The sequence below is a fragment of the Streptomyces sp. NPDC090741 genome (genome assembly GCF_044769045.1).
GTDB lineage: Bacteria > Actinomycetota > Actinomycetes > Streptomycetales > Streptomycetaceae > Streptomyces.
This window is the reverse complement of the sequence record NZ_JBIVXF010000001.1, coordinates 42,344-60,454: the sequence shown is the minus strand read 5'-3', so window position 1 is coordinate 60,454 and position 18,111 is coordinate 42,344. Positions and strand designations below refer to the sequence as shown.

Annotated in this window: 12 protein-coding genes; 10 read left to right on the top strand and 2 right to left on the bottom strand. The window is 72.9% G+C overall.

What is annotated here, in order from left to right; all coding sequences use genetic code 11:
• Positions 1-10 precede the first annotated feature (10 nt).
• From ACIQU4_RS00240 to ACIQU4_RS00230, 3 genes are all read left to right on the top strand, one after another.
• Complete coding sequence (locus tag ACIQU4_RS00240) at positions 11-1,429, top strand: NAD(P)/FAD-dependent oxidoreductase (RefSeq protein WP_403723879.1); 1,419 nt, start codon at positions 11-13, stop codon at positions 1,427-1,429.
• Between the two features lie 182 nt (positions 1,430-1,611).
• On the top strand, positions 1,612-2,100 hold the full coding sequence (locus ACIQU4_RS00235; RefSeq protein WP_403723876.1) for a hypothetical protein: 489 nt from the start codon (positions 1,612-1,614) through the stop codon (positions 2,098-2,100).
• A gap of 97 nt (positions 2,101-2,197) precedes the next feature.
• Positions 2,198-4,000, top strand: a complete 1,803-nt coding sequence (locus ACIQU4_RS00230; protein ID WP_403723873.1) for a chitinase — start codon at positions 2,198-2,200, stop codon at positions 3,998-4,000.
• 11 nt (positions 4,001-4,011) lie between these two features.
• On the opposite strand, the gene ACIQU4_RS00225 is transcribed toward ACIQU4_RS00230, so the two are convergent.
• Together ACIQU4_RS00225 and gabT are read right to left on the bottom strand one after the other, a co-directional pair.
• Positions 4,012-4,785 carry a phosphatase PAP2 family protein gene (locus ACIQU4_RS00225; RefSeq protein WP_403723871.1) on the bottom strand — a complete coding sequence of 258 codons (774 nt, stop codon included), beginning with the start codon at positions 4,783-4,785 and terminating at the stop codon, positions 4,012-4,014.
• A 133-nt stretch (positions 4,786-4,918) separates the two neighbouring features.
• On the bottom strand, positions 4,919-6,265 hold the full coding sequence (gene gabT, locus ACIQU4_RS00220) for a 4-aminobutyrate--2-oxoglutarate transaminase (protein WP_403723868.1): 1,347 nt from the start codon (positions 6,263-6,265) through the stop codon (positions 4,919-4,921).
• 249 nt (positions 6,266-6,514) lie between these two features.
• Here gabT and ACIQU4_RS00215 point away from each other — a divergent pair, with 249 nt between their 5' ends.
• The 7 genes from ACIQU4_RS00215 (at position 6,515) to ACIQU4_RS00185 (ending at position 18,095) form a co-directional block, all read left to right on the top strand.
• Complete coding sequence (locus ACIQU4_RS00215; RefSeq protein WP_403723866.1) at positions 6,515-8,656, top strand: ATP-binding protein; 2,142 nt, start codon at positions 6,515-6,517, stop codon at positions 8,654-8,656.
• A gap of 125 nt (positions 8,657-8,781) precedes the next feature.
• A complete protein-coding gene (locus ACIQU4_RS00210) occupies positions 8,782-10,362 on the top strand; it encodes a PucR family transcriptional regulator (RefSeq protein WP_403723863.1) in 1,581 nt (526 codons plus the stop codon).
• 143 nt (positions 10,363-10,505) lie between these two features.
• Positions 10,506-11,951, top strand: coding sequence for an aldehyde dehydrogenase family protein (locus ACIQU4_RS00205; protein ID WP_403723860.1), 1,446 nt, complete (start codon positions 10,506-10,508; stop codon positions 11,949-11,951).
• A 153-nt stretch (positions 11,952-12,104) separates the two neighbouring features.
• Positions 12,105-14,048: an acyl-CoA dehydrogenase family protein gene (locus ACIQU4_RS00200; RefSeq protein WP_403723858.1), complete on the top strand. Its 1,944-nt coding sequence runs from the start codon at positions 12,105-12,107 to the stop codon at positions 14,046-14,048.
• Between the two features lie 89 nt (positions 14,049-14,137).
• On the top strand, positions 14,138-15,523 hold the full coding sequence (locus ACIQU4_RS00195) for a hypothetical protein (RefSeq protein WP_403723856.1): 1,386 nt from the start codon (positions 14,138-14,140) through the stop codon (positions 15,521-15,523).
• A 20-nt stretch (positions 15,524-15,543) separates the two neighbouring features.
• Positions 15,544-16,797 carry a 1-deoxy-D-xylulose-5-phosphate reductoisomerase gene (gene dxr, locus ACIQU4_RS00190; RefSeq protein WP_403723854.1) on the top strand — a complete coding sequence of 418 codons (1,254 nt, stop codon included), beginning with the start codon at positions 15,544-15,546 and terminating at the stop codon, positions 16,795-16,797.
• A complete protein-coding gene (locus ACIQU4_RS00185) occupies positions 16,794-18,095 on the top strand; it encodes a M50 family metallopeptidase (RefSeq protein WP_403723851.1) in 1,302 nt (433 codons plus the stop codon). The genes dxr and ACIQU4_RS00185 overlap by 4 nt, the downstream gene beginning before the upstream one ends.
• Positions 18,096-18,111: the final 16 nt, after the last annotated feature.

Sequence of the window (18,111 nt, the reverse complement as noted above, 5' to 3'; positions counted from 1 at the left end):
GTTGGAAGACATGGCCCCAGTCGCCATGCGAAGTGTTGCTCAATCCCTTTCCGAAGCACTGCCGGTCTCGTACTGGCTGGACGACCCGGGCAAGCCCGCCGCGCAGCCGGCGCTGACCTCCGACGAGGCCTGCGATCTGCTCGTCATCGGTGGCGGGTACAGCGGACTGTGGACCGCGCTGATCGCCAAGGAGCGCGATCCCGCGCGGGACGTCGTCCTGATCGAGTCGAAGGAGGCGGGCTGGGCCGCCTCCGGCCGCAACGGCGGCTTCTGCGCCGCCTCCCTCACGCACGGCCTGGCCAACGGCATGGCCCGCTGGCCGGGCGAGCTCGCCAAGCTGGAGGAGATGGGCGCCCGCAACCTCGACGAGATCGAGGCGGCCATCGCCCGCTACGGCATCGACTGCGACTTCGAGCGCACCGGCGAGATCGACGTGGCCACCGAGCCCCACCAGGTCGAGGAGTTGCGCGAGCTGTACGAGGAGGCCGAGAAGCTGGGCCTCGCGGGCGGCTCGCGCTGGCTGGACCGCGAGGAGCTGCGCGCCGAGGTCGACTCGCCGACGTTCCTCGCAGGCCTGTGGGACACCGACGGCGTCGCCATGCTCAACCCCGCGAAGCTCGCCTGGGGCCTCAAGGAGGCCTGCCTGTCGCTGGGCGTGCGGATCTACGAGAACACCCGCGGGCTGTCCCTGACCTCCTCGGGCGCCGGGATGGCCGTACGCACCCCGTACGGGCGGATCTTCGCCCGGCGGGTGGCGCTCGGCACGAACATCTTCCCCTCGCTGGTCAAGCGGATCCGGCCGTTCACGGTGCCGGTCTACGACTACGCGCTGATGACGGAGCCGCTGACCACCGGCCAGCTGAAGGCCATCGGCTGGCAGAACCGCCAGGGCCTGGGCGACAGCGCCAACCAGTTCCACTACTTCCGCATCACCCCGGAGAACCGCATCCTGTGGGGCGGCTACGACGCCATCTACCCCTACCGCGGCAAGCTGGACTCCGAGTACGACCACCGTCCCGAGACGTACCTGAAGCTCGCGCAGCACTTCTTCACCGCGTTCCCACAGCTGGAGGGCGTCAAGTTCAGCCACGCCTGGGGCGGGGCCATCGACACCTGCTCGCGCTTCTCGGCCTTCTTCGGCACCGCGCACGGTGGCAGGGTCGCCTACGCGGCCGGCTACACCGGGCTCGGGGTCGGCGCCACCCGCTTCGGCGCCGACGTGATGCTCGACCTGCTGGACGGAGCCCGCACCGAGCGGACCGAGCTGGAGATGGTGAAGTCCCGGCCGATGCCGTTCCCGCCCGAGCCCTTCGCCTGGACCGGAATCACGCTCACCAAGTGGTCCCTGGCCCGGGCGGACGCCCGCGGCGGCCGCCGCAACCTGTGGCTGAAGATCATGGACAAGCTCGGCCTCGGCTTCGACAGCTGACCGGCCCCGCCCGGCCGCCCGACCCGCTCCACGCCCCGACCCGCTCCACGCCCCGGCGTGCGCCGCGGTTCATGCCGTGAGCCGCTTCACCACCACGGGGTGGGCAAACCCGCGTCATCACAGAGCCCGGCCCCGCTCTCTCCCGGTGAGGAACCCTCACCGAAGAGAACGGAGGCCGGGCGATGAGCGGCTCGGAGATCAAGACCGCGGTGGAATGGCTCGTATCGGTGGCGCCGGATCCCGACGCCTGCCGGTGGGAGTGGGAGCGCAATCCCCACGGGGTCGCCCTGCTGCCCGCCGGCCGGCAATGGGACGTGCTGATCCTGCCCGCAGGACTGGGGCAGGCCGCCCTCGACGTCCTGACCCCGCTCCTCGACCGGCCCGGCCCGGTGCTCGCCGACTTCGGCGCCACGCGGCGGAGCCGCACATCGACACGTCGGCTGGGCTTTTTCGTGCCCCCGGGTACGGCGTCCCGCTGGATCGGCACCGGCGTACGGGGGGCAGGGCACGGGACCTGGATCGTGGTCCCGTACCCCGGCCGGGCCACGGGCGGGATGCGCTGGCTGGTGGTCCCGGACGGTCGCGGCACGCTCACCGATCCGGTGCTGCTGGAGCTCGCGATGCACGAGGCCGCGGCCCGGGTGGCGGGGGAGGAGGGCCGCAGGCCTTGACAAGGACATTGGTCTGGACCATGTTGGGCGCCGCTGCCGCATCACCGGCGGCCTGGCTCCATCCCCCCATGTTCCGGAGGCAGTTGTGCGCAGACCCATGTCGCTGCTTACCGCGGCCGCCCTCGCGGTGGCCGCCTTCCTCGCCGCGGGCCCGACCGCCGCGGCGGCCGACGCCGACCTCGCCCGCAACGGCGGCTTCGAAGCCGGACTCGACGGCTGGAGCTGCTCGGCCGGCAGCGGAGCCGTCGTCACCACCCCCGTCCACGGCGGGAGTTCCGCCCTCAGGGCCACCCCGGCGGGCCAGGGCAACGCCCGCTGCTCCCAGACCGTCACCGTCAAGCCCGACTCCACGTACGCGCTCGCCGCCTGGGTGCAGGGGGCGTACGTCTACCTCGGCGCGGCCGGGACCGGCACCACCGACGTGTCCACCTGGGCGCAGACCCCGGGTGCCTGGAAGCAGCTGAGCACGACGTTCCGTACGGGCGCGGCCACCACCTCGGTGACCATCTACACGCACGGCTGGTACGGCCAGCCCGCCCACCTCACGGACGACGTCACGCTTGTCGGACCCGACCCGGGCGGCTCCGGACCCGGACAGCCCCAGCCCCCGGCCGCCCCCACCGGCCTGACGGCGTCCGGCGCCACCGCGAGCAGCCTGAACCTCTCCTGGTCGGCCGCCTCCGGCGCCACCTCGTACACGCTCCACCGGGACGGTGCCCCGCCCGTGAGCGTCACCGGGACCTCGGCGACGGTCACCGGACTCGCCGCGTCCACCTCGTACACCTTCCAGGTCAGCGCGGTGAACGCGGCCGGCGAATCCGCGAGGAGCGCCCCCGTCTCCGCCTCCACGACGAGCGGCGGCGGCAACCCGGGCAACCCCGGCCTCCCGGCGCACGCCCTGGTCGGCTATCTCCACGCGAGCTTCGCCAATGGCTCCGGCTACGTCCGGATGGCCGACGTCCCCGCCTCCTGGGACGTCATCAACCTCGCCTTCGGCGAACCGACGTCCGTGGTCTCGGGGGACATCCGCTTCTCGCTCTGCCCGGTCGGCGAGTGCCCGAACGTGGAATCCGCGGCCGAGTTCAAGGCGGCCATCAAGGCCAAGCAGGCGGCCGGCAAGAAGGTCCTGATCTCGATCGGCGGCCAGAACGGCCAGGTCCAGCTCGCCACCACGGCCGCCCGCGACACCTTCGTCTCCTCCGTCAGCAAGATCATCGACGAGTACGGGCTCAACGGACTCGACATCGACTTCGAGGGCCACTCCCTCTCCCTCGCCACCGGCGACACCGATTTCCGGGCGCCCACCACCCCGGTGATCGTCAACCTCATCGCGGCCGTCAAGACGCTGAAGGCCAAGTACGGCCCGGACTTCGTCCTGACCATGGCCCCGGAGACCTTCTTCGTCCAGCTGGGCTACCAGTACTACGGGTCCGGCCCCTGGGGCGGCCAGGACCCGCGCGCCGGGGCCTACCTCCCGGTCATCCACGCCCTGCGCGACGACCTCACCCTCCTCCACGTCCAGGACTACAACTCGGGCTCGATCATGGGCCTCGACAACCAGTACCACTCCATGGGCGGCGCGGACTTCCACATCGCCATGACCGACATGCTGCTCACCGGGTTCCCGGTCGCGGGAGACACCGCGCGCGTCTTCCCGCCGCTCCGCCCGGACCAGGTGGCCATCGGCCTCCCGGCCACGACCAACGCGGCCAACGGCCACACCCCGCCCGCCGAGGTGAACAAGGCGCTGGACTGCCTGACGAAGAAGACCAGCTGCGGCACCTACCAGACGCACGGCACCTGGCCCGCCCTGCGCGGGCTGATGACCTGGTCGATCAACTGGGACCGCTTCGGCGCCTGGGAGTTCTCGAAGAACTTCGACGCCTACTTCGGCGGCTAGGCGGACAGGGCCTAGGCGGAGGGTCTGACAGTGCGGCGTACGGCGTGGGCGACGGCCAGCAGCAGGGGCGTGCACAGGAAGCAGCTCGCCAGGACGTCCAGGGGCCAGTGCCAGCCGCGCAGGATCAGGCCGGTCGCCGTCGCGGCCGTCAGGAGGAGGGCGATCGCCGTGGGCCAGGGGCGGCGCGCGTAGGGGCTGATCAGCAGGGCCGCGCCGATGTAGGCGACGGCCGAGGTGGCCGTGTGGCCCGAGGGGAAGTAGCCGGCGGCCCACGGCTCCAGGGGGCCGGGGCGGGCGGTCCACTCCTTCAGCGGCACGATCACGGCCGGGACCAGGGCCATGGCCAGCCCCGCCGTCAGGGCCGGGGCCCAGGCGCGGGAGCGCCGGACGGAGTACGCCATCGCCAGGAGCAGGACCGGTACGGCGACCGGGGCGTTGCCGAGGTCGGAGAGGCGCTCGGTGACGGCGTCGGGGACCGTGCGGACCAGGGCGCGGCTGAGGCGCTCGTCCGGTGTGAGCAGCGGGCCCGAGACCAGAACCTGCCAGGTCGTCAGGGCGAGCCCCGGCAGGGAGAGGAGAAGGAGGAGAATGGCCGGCCGTCCCGGAACAGGGGGGATGGTTCCGGGACGGCCGCCCGGATCGGGTTGCCGGGCGCCCCGGGGGGTTTGGGGCGAACGGCCGTCCGATCGGTGAGGAGTGTGCGCGAACGCAGGCCCAGTGCGGCGCTGGGGAAGCCCGGTACTGGTGTCGCCCCCGGTTTCCCGGGAGCGGGGTGTCTCACTCATCTGCAGAAACCGTACGGCAGCGGAAAGGGGACCGACAGCAGGAACGCGCTCCTGCCATCGGCCCCCCACATCTTCTTCACAGCGCCTGCCCGTTACCGGGGGTACCGGCGGGCTCTGGTGTTCGGAAGGTAGCTCAGACGTCCGTGCCGATGGCCGCGAACGCCGCCTCGATCAGGTCCAGGCCCTCGTTCAGCAGGTCCTCGCCGATGACGATCGGAGGGAGGAAGCGGAGCACGTTGCCGTAGGTGCCGCAGGTGAGGACGAGCAGGCCCTCGGCGTGGCAGGCCTTGGCGAGAGCGCCGGCCGCCTCCGGGAACGGGGTCTTGGACACCGGGTCCTTGACCAGCTCGATCGCGATCATGGCGCCGCGGCCGCGGATGTCGCCGATGATGTCGTACTTCTCCTGCATGGCCGTCAGACGGGTCTTCATGACGGACTCGATCTTCTTCGCCGCGGCGTTGAGGTCGAGCTCCTTCATGGTCTCGATGGAGCCCAGCGCACCGGCGCAGGCCACCGGGTTGCCGCCGTAGGTGCCGCCCAGGCCGCCCGCGTGCGCGGCGTCCATGATCTCGGCGCGGCCCGTCACGGCGGCGAGCGGCAGACCGCCCGCGATGCCCTTGGCGGTGGTGATCAGGTCCGGGACGATGCCCTCGTCCTCGCACGCGAACCACTGGCCGGTACGGCAGAAGCCGGACTGGATCTCGTCGGCGACGAAGACGATGCCGTTGTCGTTGGCGAACTGCACGATGGCCGGCAGGAAGCCCTTGGCCGGCTCGATGAAGCCGCCCTCGCCGAGGACCGGCTCGATGATGATCGCGGCGACGTTGTCGGCGCCGATCTGCTTGGTGATCTGGTCGATCGCCTGGGCGGCGGCCTCGGGGCCGCAGTTCTCGGCGCCGGTGGGCCAGCGGTAGCCGTAGGCGACCGGAACGCGGTAGACCTCGGGGGCGAACGGGCCGAAGCCGTTCTTGTACGGCATGTTCTTCGAGGTCAGCGCCATCGTGAGGTTCGTACGGCCGTGGTAGCCGTGGTCGAAGACGACGACGGCCTGGCGCTTGGTGTACGCACGGGCGATCTTGACGGCGTTCTCGACCGCCTCGGCACCGGAGTTGAACAGCGCCGACTTCTTCGCGTGGTTGCCCGGGGTCAGTTCGGCCAGCGCCTCGCAGACCTCGACGTAGCCCTCGTACGGCGTGACCATGAAACAGGTGTGGGTGAAGTCTGCGAGCTGCGCGGAGGCGCGGCGCACGACGGCCTCGGCGGAGGCGCCGACAGAGGTCACGGCGATGCCGGAACCGAAGTCGATCAGGCGGTTGCCGTCGACGTCCTCGATGATGCCGCCGCCCGCGCGGGCCGTGAAGACGGGGAGCACGGAGCCCACGCCGCCGGCCACCGTCTCGAGGCGGCGGGCCTGCAGCTCCTGCGACTTGGGGCCGGGGATCGCGGTGACGATGCGGCGCTCCTGCGGGACAGCGGTCATAGAGGGCTCCTGGGGGGTGTTTTCGGACGCACTTGTGTCTTTGTCCGCAGGCTAGGCCCGGGGGAGGGGGTACGGCATGCTCCGTTCGGGAGTGGTGTCCGCGTGTCCTTGTCCGTGACGGCCATAGGAAGGACCCGCCGCCTGTCTTGTGGACGCTGCGGATACAGGGGCTCGTACCGGGCCCACGGCCGCCTCCGGGCAACTACATTGAGCGACGCAGCGCAGGCACGGGCAGGGGGCAGGGGTTTCATGGACACCGACGGCACGTACGGCACGGACGAGAAGCGGCCGCCGCGCGCCGGGCAGGTCCCGCGGCCGGCGGGCCCCCCGCCGGCCGGACCGCCGCCGGCCGGCCCCCCGCCCGGCCTCCCGCCGAAGCCCGCCCACGCCCCCGCCGGCCCCGGCCCCTCGCTCGCCGAGTGGCTGCGCACCCCGCGGAGCTCCGACGGGCCCGGCGTGTGGACGTACGGGCACGTGCCGCGCGCTGCCGAGGAGCCCGAGCGGACCCCGACCCGGCAGCTGATCAGCGGTGCGCTGATCGCCCTGCTGGCCGGGCTGCTGCTGTGGTCCCTGCTGTGGAACGGCTACCTGGGCGGCTTCTGGCTCTGGCCGCTCTACATGTTCACGCCCGACTCCTGGGCCGGGACGCTGCCCTCCGTGGTGGCCTCGTACGTCTGGTACGCCCTGGTCGTCGCCGCCCTGACCGTCGGCTTCGGCCGGCTCGGCCGCTGGCCCGAACTGGCCCGCCGGATGCTCCGCAGCCGCGCCGTCCAGGCCGTCCAGGCCGCCTTACCGGCCCGCCCCGAGGAGGGCGGCCCCGACGATCCCGCCGGGTGGCCGCAGCTGCGCGGCGCCGGGCTCGGGGAGATCGCCGACCGGCTCGGCGCCGAGGTCGGGTCCGGCCGCATGAACGACGTGGACTACGCGCGGATCCGGCGCGCCTGGGAGTCCGTACGGGCCGAACCCTCCCGGGCCGTGGCCTTCGCCGACTCCGTGCGCGACAAGGGCGCGGGCGCCTGCGTCCACCCCTCCGGGGCCCGGGACCTGCCCGCCCGGGCCGCGCGGCACGATCTGCTGGCCCGGCAGGTGCTGCTCGGCACCGTCGACGACAGCGCGCGCAACCCGTACGGCCGTCGCGGCACCCGCCTCGCCCTCGACCCCGCCGTGCTCGGCACCTCGCTGCTCGCCGTCGGCCCCTCCGGCGCGGGCAAGACCCGGCAGCTGGTGCGGCCCGTCGTCGAATCGCTCGCCCTCCAGGCGCTGGCCGGGCAGGCCGCCGTCATCGCGGTCGCCTCGGCCGGCACCCGGCTCGGGCCGGACACCGCGTACGACGTCGTGGTCCGCGTCGGCGACCCGGAATCCGTCTACGACCTCGACCTCTACGGCGGCACCACCGACGCCGACGAGGCGGCCACCCTGCTCGCCGAGGCCTTCGTCGGCGACGTCCCCGGCATGGAGGTGCGCCGGGCCGCGACGGCCCTCGCCCAGCTGCTCGGCCCGTTCCGCGCGGCGTACGGCCGCTTCCCCGCCGTGCCCGAACTGCGCGAACTGCTCGACCAGGTCCCAGACGCCCTCGGCGGGCTGCGCACCGCCCTCGAAGACGCCGGGCAGCACGTGATGCTCCGCGAACTCGACGCGCGGGAACGGCAGTACGGGGCCCACGGCGACCCCGGACCGGCCCTCGCCGACCGGGTGGCCCTGCTCGACCGGCCCGCCTTCGCCGGCTTCTTCGACACCACCGGGCAGGGGCGGCCCTTCTCGCTGCGCGCCCTGGAGCACCCGCTGCGCGTCCGCATCGACCTGCCCGAGCGCGGCCACGCCGACGCCTCCCGGATCCTGGCCCGGCTGCTGCTCGCGCAGTTCAACGCCTCCGCCGCGGCCCGCGCCGACCGGTCCCTCTTCGCGTTCCTCGCCTTCGACGACGCCTCGCACACCCTGACCCCGCAGACCGTGCGCGGCCTGCAGCGGCTCCGCTCGGCGAACGCGGGCGTCCTGCTCACGCTGCGCACCCTGGACGACGTACCGGAGGCGCTGCGCACCCCGCTGCTCGGGGCGGTCGGCTGCCGGATGGCCTTCTCCGGGGTCACCACCTGGGACGGCAAGCGCTTCGCCGAGGCCTGGGGCACCGCATGGGTGGAGACGCGGGACGTCACACACCGGACGGTCTTCGCCGACCAGCCGCTGACCCGGGCCATCCACGCCTTCCGCAAGCTGGTCACCGGCAAGGCCGTGACCACGGACGCGGTGACCGTACGGCAGGTGGAGCGGGAGCGGTGGTCGGCCTCCGAGCTGGCGCACGCCGTACCGCCCGGGTACGCGGTGCTCTCGCTGACCTCCGTCAAGGGGGAACGGGCGGCTCCGCTGCTGGTGCGGCTGGCCGCCACGGGCTGAGCCGACCCGTACGAGGTGGCAGAATCGAGGGGAGTCGTTCATACGACAAGGCGAAATTGCGAAATTCCCGCCCCCCTTCGCCCTCCGCGCCGTACCCCTCCCTCCTCTAAGGCCCCTGGTACCCGATGCCGCTCACGCTCGCCTCACTCGTCCAGCACTCGGCGCTCAAGCTCAGCGTCCGGGCGGGGGAGGGCCGCCTCGACACCCCCGTGCGCTGGGCCCACGTCAGCGAGCTCGCCGATCCCGTCCCCTATATGGAGGGCGGCGAGCTGCTCCTGATCACCGCGATGAAACTGGACGCGGAGGATCCGCAGGAGATGCGCCGGTACGTACGCCGCCTCGCCGCGGCGGGGGTCGTCGGCATCGGCTTCGCCGTCGGCGTGAACTACGAGGCGATCCCCGAGGCCCTGGTCGAAGCCGCGCGGGCCGAGGACCTGCCGTTGCTGGAGGTACCGCGCAGGACCCCGTTCCTCGCGATCAGCAAAGCCGTCTCGGCGGCGCTGGCGGCCGACCAGTACCGCGCGGTGACCGCCGGATTCGAGGCGCAGCGGGAGCTGACCCGCGCCGCGCTGTCCGCCGACGGGCCCGCCGAGCTGCTGGCGAGGCTGGCGGCGCACGTGCACGGATGGGCCGCCCTGTACGACACCTCGGGCGCGGTGGTCGCGGCCGCCCCGGAGTGGGCCGCCCGGCGCGCCGCCCGGCTGACCCCCGACGTGGAGCGGCTGCGGGAGCGGCCGGCGCCCGCGAGCGCCGTGGTCGGCGGGTCGGAGGACCGCGTCGAGCTCCAGTCGCTGGGGACGGGCCGGCGGCCCCGCGGCGCGCTGGCCGTCGGCACGGGGGCCCCGCTGGGCACGGCCGAGCGGTACGCCGTGCACTCGGCGGTGGCCCTGCTGACCCTGACCACCGAGCGGTCGAGGTCCCTGCACGACGCCGAGTCCCGGCTGGGCGCGGCGGTGCTGCGGATGCTGCTGGACGGTGAGGCCGAGCACGCCCGGGCGGTGGCCGGGGACCTGTACGGGGCGCTGCTGGAGGCGCCGTTCCGGCTGATCGTGGCGGAGCCGGCGCTGGCGGGGACCGCGCAGCCGGAGGGGCTGGCGCTGCTGGCCGACGCGGTGGAGTCGGCGGCCGCGCGGGCGGGGGAGACGCTGCTGGTGGTGCCGGAGCCGGGGCGGCTGGTGGTGCTGGCGGCCGACGGGGGCGCGGCGGTGCAGGCCTGTGCGGAGCACGCGGAGGCGCTGGAGTCGCGGCGCGGGCGGGAGTCGAGCGGGCCGGAGCCGGACGAGCTGGTGGTCGGGCTGTCCGCCGCCGCGGTGCCCTCGGGGGTGGCGGCGGCGTTCAAGCAGGCCGACCAGGCGCTGGCCGTGGCCCGGCGGCGGGGGCGGCCGATGGTGGAGCACGAGGACCTGGCGGCGGGGTCGGTGCTGCCGCTGCTGGCGGACGAGGCGGTACGGGCCTTCGCGGACGGCACGTTGCGGGCGCTGCGCGAGCACGACGAGAAGGGGCGCGGGGATCTGGTGGCGTCGCTGCAGGCGTGGCTCTCGCGGCACGGGCAGTGGGATGCGGCGGCGTCCGATCTGGGCGTGCACCGGCATACGCTGCGCTACCGGATGCGGCGGGTCGAGGAGATCCTCGGCCGCTCCCTGGACGACCCGGACGTGCGCATGGAGCTGTGGCTCGCCCTCAAGGCCACCTCGCCCGCCGCTTAGGCACGGCATCGCGCGGGCGACACTGACAAAGCGGCGCGGCCGGCGCTCGTCATGCTCCACCCCGGCTAAACGCCGAAACCCGGCCGGAGTCCTACGGTGGAGGGGACAAGGACCCCGCACACACTCGAAGGGCCGGGATTCGCATGACTTCCACCCACGCCTTCTGGCTCGCCGGCCGCCAGGCCACCGGCGAGGACAGCTTCGACGTCCACTCCCCGTGGGACAACCGGCTCGTCGGCACCGTCAGCGTGCCCACCGACGCCCAGGTCGAAGAGGCCGTGGCCGCGGCGTACGCCGTGACGGCCGAGTTCTCCGCGACTCCCGCCCACGTCCGTGCCGCCGCCCTGGACCACGTGTCCAAGCGGCTCACCGAGCGCACCGAGGAGATCGCCCAGCTGATCTCCGCCGAGAACGGCAAGCCCATCAAGTGGGCCCGCGGTGAGGTCGGCCGTGCGGTGTCCGTGTTCCGTTTCGCCGCCGAAGAGGCCCGCCGCTTCAACGGCGGAGAGGCCCAGCGCCTCGACACCGACGCCGGCGGCGTCGGCCGTCTCGCCCTGACCCGCCGCTTCGTCAAGGGCCCGGTCCTCGGCATCGCGCCGTTCAACTTCCCGCTGAACCTGTGCGCCCACAAGGTGGCCCCCGCCATCGCCGTCGGCGCGCCGATCATCCTGAAGCCGGCCCCGGCCACCCCGCTCTCCGGCCTGATCCTGGGCGAGCTGCTCGCCGAGACCGACCTGCCGGCCGGCTCCTGGTCCGTCCTGCCGGTCGCCAACGACAAGATGCCGGCCCTGGTGAAGGACGAGCGCCTGCCCGTCATCTCCTTCACCGGCTCCGACAAGGTCGGCTACGCCATCCAGCAGTCGGTGCCCCACAAGCACTGCACCCTGGAGCTCGGCGGCAACGCCGCCGCCGTGGTCCTGGACGACTGGTCCTCCGAGGCCGACCTCGACTGGGCCGCGACCCGTATCGCGACCTTCTCGAACTACCAGGCCGGCCAGTCCTGCATCTCCGTGCAGCGCGTGATCGCCGACGCCTCCGTCTACGACCGCCTCGTCGAGAAGGTCGTCGCGAAGGTCCAGGCCCAGGTCACCGGCGACCCGTCCGACTCCGCCACCGACGTCGGCCCCCTCGTCTCCGAGGATGCCGCCAAGCGCGTCGAGTCCTGGGTCGACGAGGCCGTCTCCGCCGGAGCCAAGCTGCTCACCGGCGGCAAGCGTGAGGGTGCCTCGTACGAGCCGACCGTGATCGCCGACCTGCCGGCCGACACGACCCTCGCCGTCGAGGAGGTCTTCGGGCCGGTGCTGACGCTGACGAAGGTCGAGAACATCGACGAGGCCTTCGCCGCCGTCAACGACTCGAAGTTCGGCCTGCAGACCGGCGTCTTCACCCGGAACATCCAGACCGCGTTCCGCGCCCACCGCGAGCTGGAGGTCGGCGGCGTGATCGTCGGCGACGCGCCGTCCTACCGAGCCGACCAGATGCCGTACGGCGGCGTCAAGCAGTCGGGTGTCGGCCGCGAGGGTGTCCGCTACGCGATGGACGACTACACGTACGAGCGAGTCCTGGTCCTGACCGGCCTCGACATCTGATTCTCGTACGGCCAAAAAGCCGACGGCCGGAGCCTACTGTGCGGGGGCTCCGGCCGTCCCCCTTTTCCCGCGGGCCCGGAATGGGTACGACTCACAGGTAGCACCGGCCAGTAGGCCGGTACCACCGACTCCGGCGGCGAGGTGAGCCCCCTCATGTCCGCAACACAGCCCGCACAGCCCAAGGTGACCGAGCGCGAGGCACGGCAGGTCGCGGAAGCGGCCCGGGAACAGGACTGGCGCAAGCCCAGCTTCGCCAAGGAACTCTTCCTGGGGCACTTCCGGCTCGACCTGATCCACCCGCACCCGATGCCGCCGGACGAAGACGTCCGGCGCGGCGAGGCCTTCCTGGCCCGGCTGCGGGCGTTCTGCGAGACCGAGATCGACGGCGCGCGCATCGAGCGCGAGGCGCGGATCCCCGACGAGACCGTGCGCGGGCTCAAGGAGCTCGGCGCCCTCGGCATGAAGATCGACCCCAAGTACGGGGGCCTGGGCCTCACCCAGGTGTACTACAACAAGGCGCTGGCCCTCGTCGGCTCCGTCAGCCCCGCCATCGGGGCCCTGCTCTCCGCGCACCAGTCGATCGGCGTCCCGCAGCCGCTGAAGATGTTCGGCACGCAGGAGCAGAAGGAAGCCTTCCTGCCGCGCTGCGCGACCACCGCCATCAGCGCCTTCCTGCTCACCGAGCCGGACGTCGGCTCCGACCCGGCGCGCCTGGCCACCACCGCCGTGCCCGACGGCGACGACGCGTACGTCCTCGACGGCGTGAAGCTCTGGACCACCAACGGGGTCGTCGCGGACCTGCTGGTGGTGATGGCCCGCGTACCGAAGTCCGAGAACCACCGCGGCGGGATCACCGCCTTCGTCGTCGAGGCGGATTCCCCCGGGATCACCGTCGAGCACCGCAACGCCTTCATGGGCCTGCGCGGTCTGGAGAACGGCGTCACCCGCTTCCACCGGGTCCGGGTGCCCGCCGCGCAGCGCATCGGCGCCGAGGGCGCCGGGCTGAAGATCGCGCTGACCACGCTGAACACCGGCCGGCTGTCCCTGCCCGCCATGTGCGTCGGCGCCGGGAAATGGTGTCTGAAGATCGCCCGCGAATGGTCCGCCGTCCGCGAGCAGTGGGGCCGGCCGGTCGCCAGGCACGAGGCGGTCGGCGCCAAGATCTCCTTCATCGCCGCCACCACCTTCGCCCTCGAAGCCGTCGTCGACCTGGCCTCCCAGATGGCCGACGAGGACCGCAACGACATCCGCATCGAGGCCGCCCTCGCCAAGCTCTACGGCAGCGAGATGGCCTGGCTGATGGCCGACGAGCTCGTCCAGATCCGGGGCGGGCGCGGCTTCGAGACCGCCGAATCGCTGGCGGCCCGCGGTGAGCGCGCCGTCCCCGCCGAGCAGATGCTGCGCGACCTGCGCATCAACCGGATCTTCGAGGGCTCCACCGAGATCATGCACCTGCTGATCGCCCGCGAGGCCGTCGACGCCCACCTGTCGGTCGCCGGCGACCTCATCGACCCCGAGAAGGCGCTCGGCGACAAGGCCAAGGCCGGAGCCCGCGCCGCCGGGTTCTACGCCCGCTGGCTGCCCAAACTCGCCACCGGCCCCGGCCAGGTCCCCGGCGCGTACCGGGCGTTCCACCCGGGCGGCCACCCCGATCTCTCCATCCACCTGCGCTACGTCGAGCGCAGTGCCCGCAAACTCGCCCGCTCCACCTTCTACGCCATGTCCCGCTGGCAGGGCCGGATGGAGACCAAGCAGGGCTTCCTCGGCCGGATCGTCGACATCGGCGCAGAGCTCTTCGCGATGAGCGCGGCCTGCGTGCGCGCCGAGCACCTGCGGGCCTCCGGGGAGCACGGCCGCGAGGCCTACCAGCTGGCCGACGCCTTCTGCCGGCAGTCCCGGATCCGCGTCGAGGAGCTCTTCGGCCGGCTCTGGTCCAACACCGACGACCTGGACCGCAAGGTCGTCGCGGGCGTCCTGTCCGGCACCTACACCTGGCTGGAGGAGGGCGTGCTCGACCCCTCCGGCGACGGCCCCTGGATCGCGGACGCCACTCCCGGCCCCTCGACTCACAAAAACGTGCACCGTCCCCTCCGCTGACCTGAGAGGATCGACCTCAGGCGCACTGATGTACGGGTACGGGTAGGCGTACGCGTACGCCTACCGGCACGAGGGCAAGGCGGGCAGCGATGTCGACGGCCGTGGAAGACCGCAACAGCCGGCGGCTGGCATGGTGCGTGGCGCACGTCCTGCGCCACGCACCGGACCACATCGCCCTCGACCTCCTCGGCCGGCTCGACTGGCCGACCCGCAAGTACCTGTGCCGCGACGAGTGGCTACCCGCCTCGGCCGTCACCCTGCTCCTGCGCCACGGCAGCGAGGCGGACCGCCACTTCATCGCCCGCAACCCCCGCGTCGTCGGGCGGCCCCTGCCCGGGCTGCCCGGCCCCGCCCGGTACGCCCGCCGCCGCACCCCGCCCGAACTGCTGCCCGTACTGCGCGCCGAGCTCGGCCGGGACCCCGCCGACGGCGCCCTCACCACCGCGGAGCTGATCGGCCTGCTGCGCCGCCACGGCATACGCAGGCCCCGCGTCGCCCTCGACGTCCTGCGGCTCCCGTACGTACTCGACCCGCGCGAGGCGGCCGCCGAGCACGGCCGGCAGTCGCTGCCGGCCGGCGCCGCCGAGGCGCTGCTGCTCGTCGCGGAACTGCCCGACGACACCGTCCGCGCGCTGCTCACCACCCCCGCCGCCGTCCGGGACGGGCGCTCCTGGCACCGGCCCGCCGTCCGCGCCGTCCGGATGGGCCGGCTCACCCACGAGGAGCTCGTCGCCTGCGTGGCCCCGGCCCGCCACACGCTGCTCCTCGGCCATCTTCCGCCCGGCCCGGGCCTGCGCTGGACCCTGCCCGAGCAGGCCGGGATGCAGACGGCCGTCACCCGGGCGCTGAACCCGCTGGGGGACGACCCCCGGCTGTGGTCCGAACTGCTGCGGCACGCCCCCGGCTTCGCCGGGCCGCTTCCGGACCTGGTGGCCGCCGTGGTCGCGGGAAGCCTGCCCGGGCCGCAGAGCCCGGCCACCCCGGCCGACGCGGCCACCCCGACCGCCCCGACTGCCCCGGCCACCCGCGCGGAGCCCGACGGGGCCCTCGCGCGGGCCGTACGCCACCTGGCCCCGACGGCCGCCGAGCCGGTGACCGGGGGAGTGGAGCGGGAGCTCGCCCTGGCCAGCCTCGCCGTCCCCATGGAGACCGTCCAGGAGGACATCCGCTGGGTACGGGACTGCCTGGACCGGTCCCTGCTCACCGGCGCCGACGTGGTCCGGCACAAACTCCCTGCCTGCTGGGCCCTGGACGAGGACCACTGGCTCGGCGACGTGGACCACCCCGACCGGCACGATCGCCCCGAGGCCGTGCTCGCCGCCCGCGCCGAGGCGGACCGGCTGTTCGCCCTGGCGCTCGGCGAGGACCCGGACGCCTGGTGGCGGGTGGCCCGTACCCTCCCCGACTTCGCCGGAACGCTCCCGCACCTGCTGCTGCGGGTCACCGACGGGGACTCCGTGTCCACGCGCCCCTGAGTTGCGGCAACAATGGGGGCATGAGCGACCGCCCAGCCCCCCTCGCCGATCCGCACCTCCTCTTCGACCCCGCGGCCGGCCGGCGGGACATCGTCATCCTCGGATCCACCGGGTCCATCGGGACCCAGGCCATCGACCTCGCCCTGCGCAACCCGGACCGGTTCCGGGTGACCGCGCTGTCCGCCGCCGGCGGGCGCGTCGGGCTGCTGGCCGAGCAGGCCCGCCGGCTGCGGGTGAACACCGTGGCCGTCGCCCGCGAAGACGTCGTACCGGCCCTGAAGGAGGCCCTGAACGCCCAGTACGGCGCTTCGGAGCCGCTGCCCGAGATCCTGGCCGGGCCCGACGCGGCGACCGAGCTCGCCGCTTCCGAGTGCCACACCGTCCTCAACGGCATCACCGGTTCCATCGGCCTCGCGCCCACGCTCGCCGCGCTGCGGGCCGGCCGGACCCTGGCCCTGGCCAACAAGGAGTCGCTGATCGTCGGCGGCCCGCTGGTCAAGGCCCTCGCGAAGCCCGGCCAGATCATCCCGGTCGACTCCGAGCACGCGGCCCTGTTCCAGGCCCTCGCCGCCGGCACCCGGGCCGATGTGCGCAAGCTGGTGGTCACCGCCTCCGGCGGGCCCTTCCGCGGCCGTACCCGCGCCGAGCTGGCCTCGGTCACCGTCGAGGACGCCCTCGCGCACCCCACCTGGGCCATGGGCCCGGTGATCACCATCAACTCGGCGACCCTGGTGAACAAGGGGCTGGAGGTCATCGAGGCGCACCTGCTCTACGACATCCCCTTCGACCGCATCGAGGTCGTGGTCCATCCGCAGTCCTACGTCCACTCGATGGTGGAGTTCTCCGACGGCTCCACGCTCGCCCAGGCCACCCCGCCGGACATGGGCGGACCCATCGCGATCGGCCTCGGCTGGCCCGAGCGCGTCCCGGACGCGGCCCCCGCCTTCGACTGGACCAAGGCGTCGACCTGGGAGTTCTTCCCCCTCGACACCGAGGCCTTCCCCGCGGTCGGCCTGGCCCGGCACGTGGGCACGATCGGCTCCACCGCCCCCGCCGTGTTCAATGCGGCGAACGAGGAGTGCGTGGAGGCGTTCCTGGCCGGTCGGCTGCCGTTCACAGCAATCATGGATACGGTCTCTGCCGTGGTCGATGAGCACGGGACGCCGGACGCGGGAACTTCTCCGACCGTCGCGGACGTCCTCGAAGCGGAGACCTGGGCCAGGGCCCGGGCACAGGAGATGGCGGCTCGGGCCGCCGTGGAGGCGCGCGCATGACAGCACTCATGACGGTGCTCGGAATACTCATCTTCGTATTCGGGCTGCTCGTCTCCATCGCGTGGCACGAGCTCGGCCACCTGTCCACGGCCAAGCTCTTCGGCATCCGCGTGCCCCAGTACATGGTCGGTTTCGGCCCGACCATCTGGTCGCGGAACAAGGGCGAGACCGAGTACGGGATCAAGGCCATCCCGATGGGCGGCTACATCCGCATGATCGGGATGTTCCCGCCCGGCGAGGACGGCAAGGTGACCGCGCGGTCGACCTCGCCGTTCCGCTCGATGATCGAGGACGCGCGCTCGGCGGCGTACGAGGAGCTCCAGCCCGGCGACGAGACGCGGCTGTTCTACACGCGCAGGCCGTGGAAGCGCGTGATCGTGATGTTCGCGGGCCCGTTCATGAACCTGGTGCTGGCGCTGGCGATCTTCTTCGGCGTCTGGATGAGCTTCGGCATCAACCAGACGACCACGCAGGTCGCGACCGTCTCCCCGTGCGTCATCCAGCAGAGCGAGAAGCGCGAGATCTGCAAGGCCGGCGATCCGGTCGCCCCGGCCAAGGCCGCCGGGCTGCGGGCGGACGACCGGATCGTGGCGTTCAACGGCCGCAAGGTGGCCGACTGGGCCGCTCTGCAGAAGCAGATCCGCGACACCGTCGGTCCCGCCACCGTCACGGTCGTGCGCGACGGGCAGCAGCAGACCCTCCCCGTCAAGCTGATCGAGAACAAGGTCGCCAAGACGGACGGCCACGGCGGGTACGTCAAGGGCGAGTACGTGACGGCCGGCTGGCTCGGCTTCAGCCCGAAGAGCGAGATCGCCCCGCTGTCCTTCGGTCAGTCCGTGGACCACATGGGCGAGGTCGTGGACAACAGCGTCCAGGGGCTGCTCAAGCTGCCCGCCAAGATCCCGGCGCTGTGGAACGCGGCCTTCAGCGGAGCCGAGCGCGAGCCCGACTCCCCGATGGGCATCGTCGGCGCGGCCCGGATCAGCGGCGAGATCGCCACCCTGGACATCCCGGCCGAGCAGCGGCTGGTGTTCTTCCTCCAGCTCGTCGGGTTCTTCAACCTCTCGCTGTTCCTGTTCAACATGCTCCCGCTGCTGCCGCTGGACGGCGGGCACATCGCGGGCGCCCTGTGGGAGTCGCTCCGGCGCACCGTGGCGCGCGTGTTCCGGCGCCCCGACCCCGGCCCGTTCGACGTGGCGAAGCTGATGCCCGCCGCGTACGTGGTGGCCGGCGTGTTCGTCTGCTTCACGCTGCTCGTGCTCGTCGCCGACGTGGTGAACCCGATCAAGATCACCTAGTACGTCCGCATGCGCG

Coding starts and splice junctions, on each gene's coding strand:
- ACIQU4_RS00240 (WP_403723879.1), top strand. CDS start 11: ATGGCCCCAGTCGCCATGCGAAGTGTTGCTCAATCCCTTTCCGAAGCA.
- ACIQU4_RS00235 (WP_403723876.1), top strand. CDS start 1,612: ATGAGCGGCTCGGAGATCAAGACCGCGGTGGAATGGCTCGTATCGGTG.
- ACIQU4_RS00230 (WP_403723873.1), top strand. CDS start 2,198: ATGTCGCTGCTTACCGCGGCCGCCCTCGCGGTGGCCGCCTTCCTCGCC.
- ACIQU4_RS00225 (WP_403723871.1), bottom strand. CDS start 4,785: ATGAGTGAGACACCCCGCTCCCGGGAAACCGGGGGCGACACCAGTACC.
- gabT (WP_403723868.1), bottom strand. CDS start 6,265: ATGACCGCTGTCCCGCAGGAGCGCCGCATCGTCACCGCGATCCCCGGC.
- ACIQU4_RS00215 (WP_403723866.1), top strand. CDS start 6,515: ATGGACACCGACGGCACGTACGGCACGGACGAGAAGCGGCCGCCGCGC.
- ACIQU4_RS00210 (WP_403723863.1), top strand. CDS start 8,782: ATGCCGCTCACGCTCGCCTCACTCGTCCAGCACTCGGCGCTCAAGCTC.
- ACIQU4_RS00205 (WP_403723860.1), top strand. CDS start 10,506: ATGACTTCCACCCACGCCTTCTGGCTCGCCGGCCGCCAGGCCACCGGC.
- ACIQU4_RS00200 (WP_403723858.1), top strand. CDS start 12,105: ATGTCCGCAACACAGCCCGCACAGCCCAAGGTGACCGAGCGCGAGGCA.
- ACIQU4_RS00195 (WP_403723856.1), top strand. CDS start 14,138: ATGTCGACGGCCGTGGAAGACCGCAACAGCCGGCGGCTGGCATGGTGC.
- dxr (WP_403723854.1), top strand. CDS start 15,544: ATGAGCGACCGCCCAGCCCCCCTCGCCGATCCGCACCTCCTCTTCGAC.
- ACIQU4_RS00185 (WP_403723851.1), top strand. CDS start 16,794: ATGACAGCACTCATGACGGTGCTCGGAATACTCATCTTCGTATTCGGG.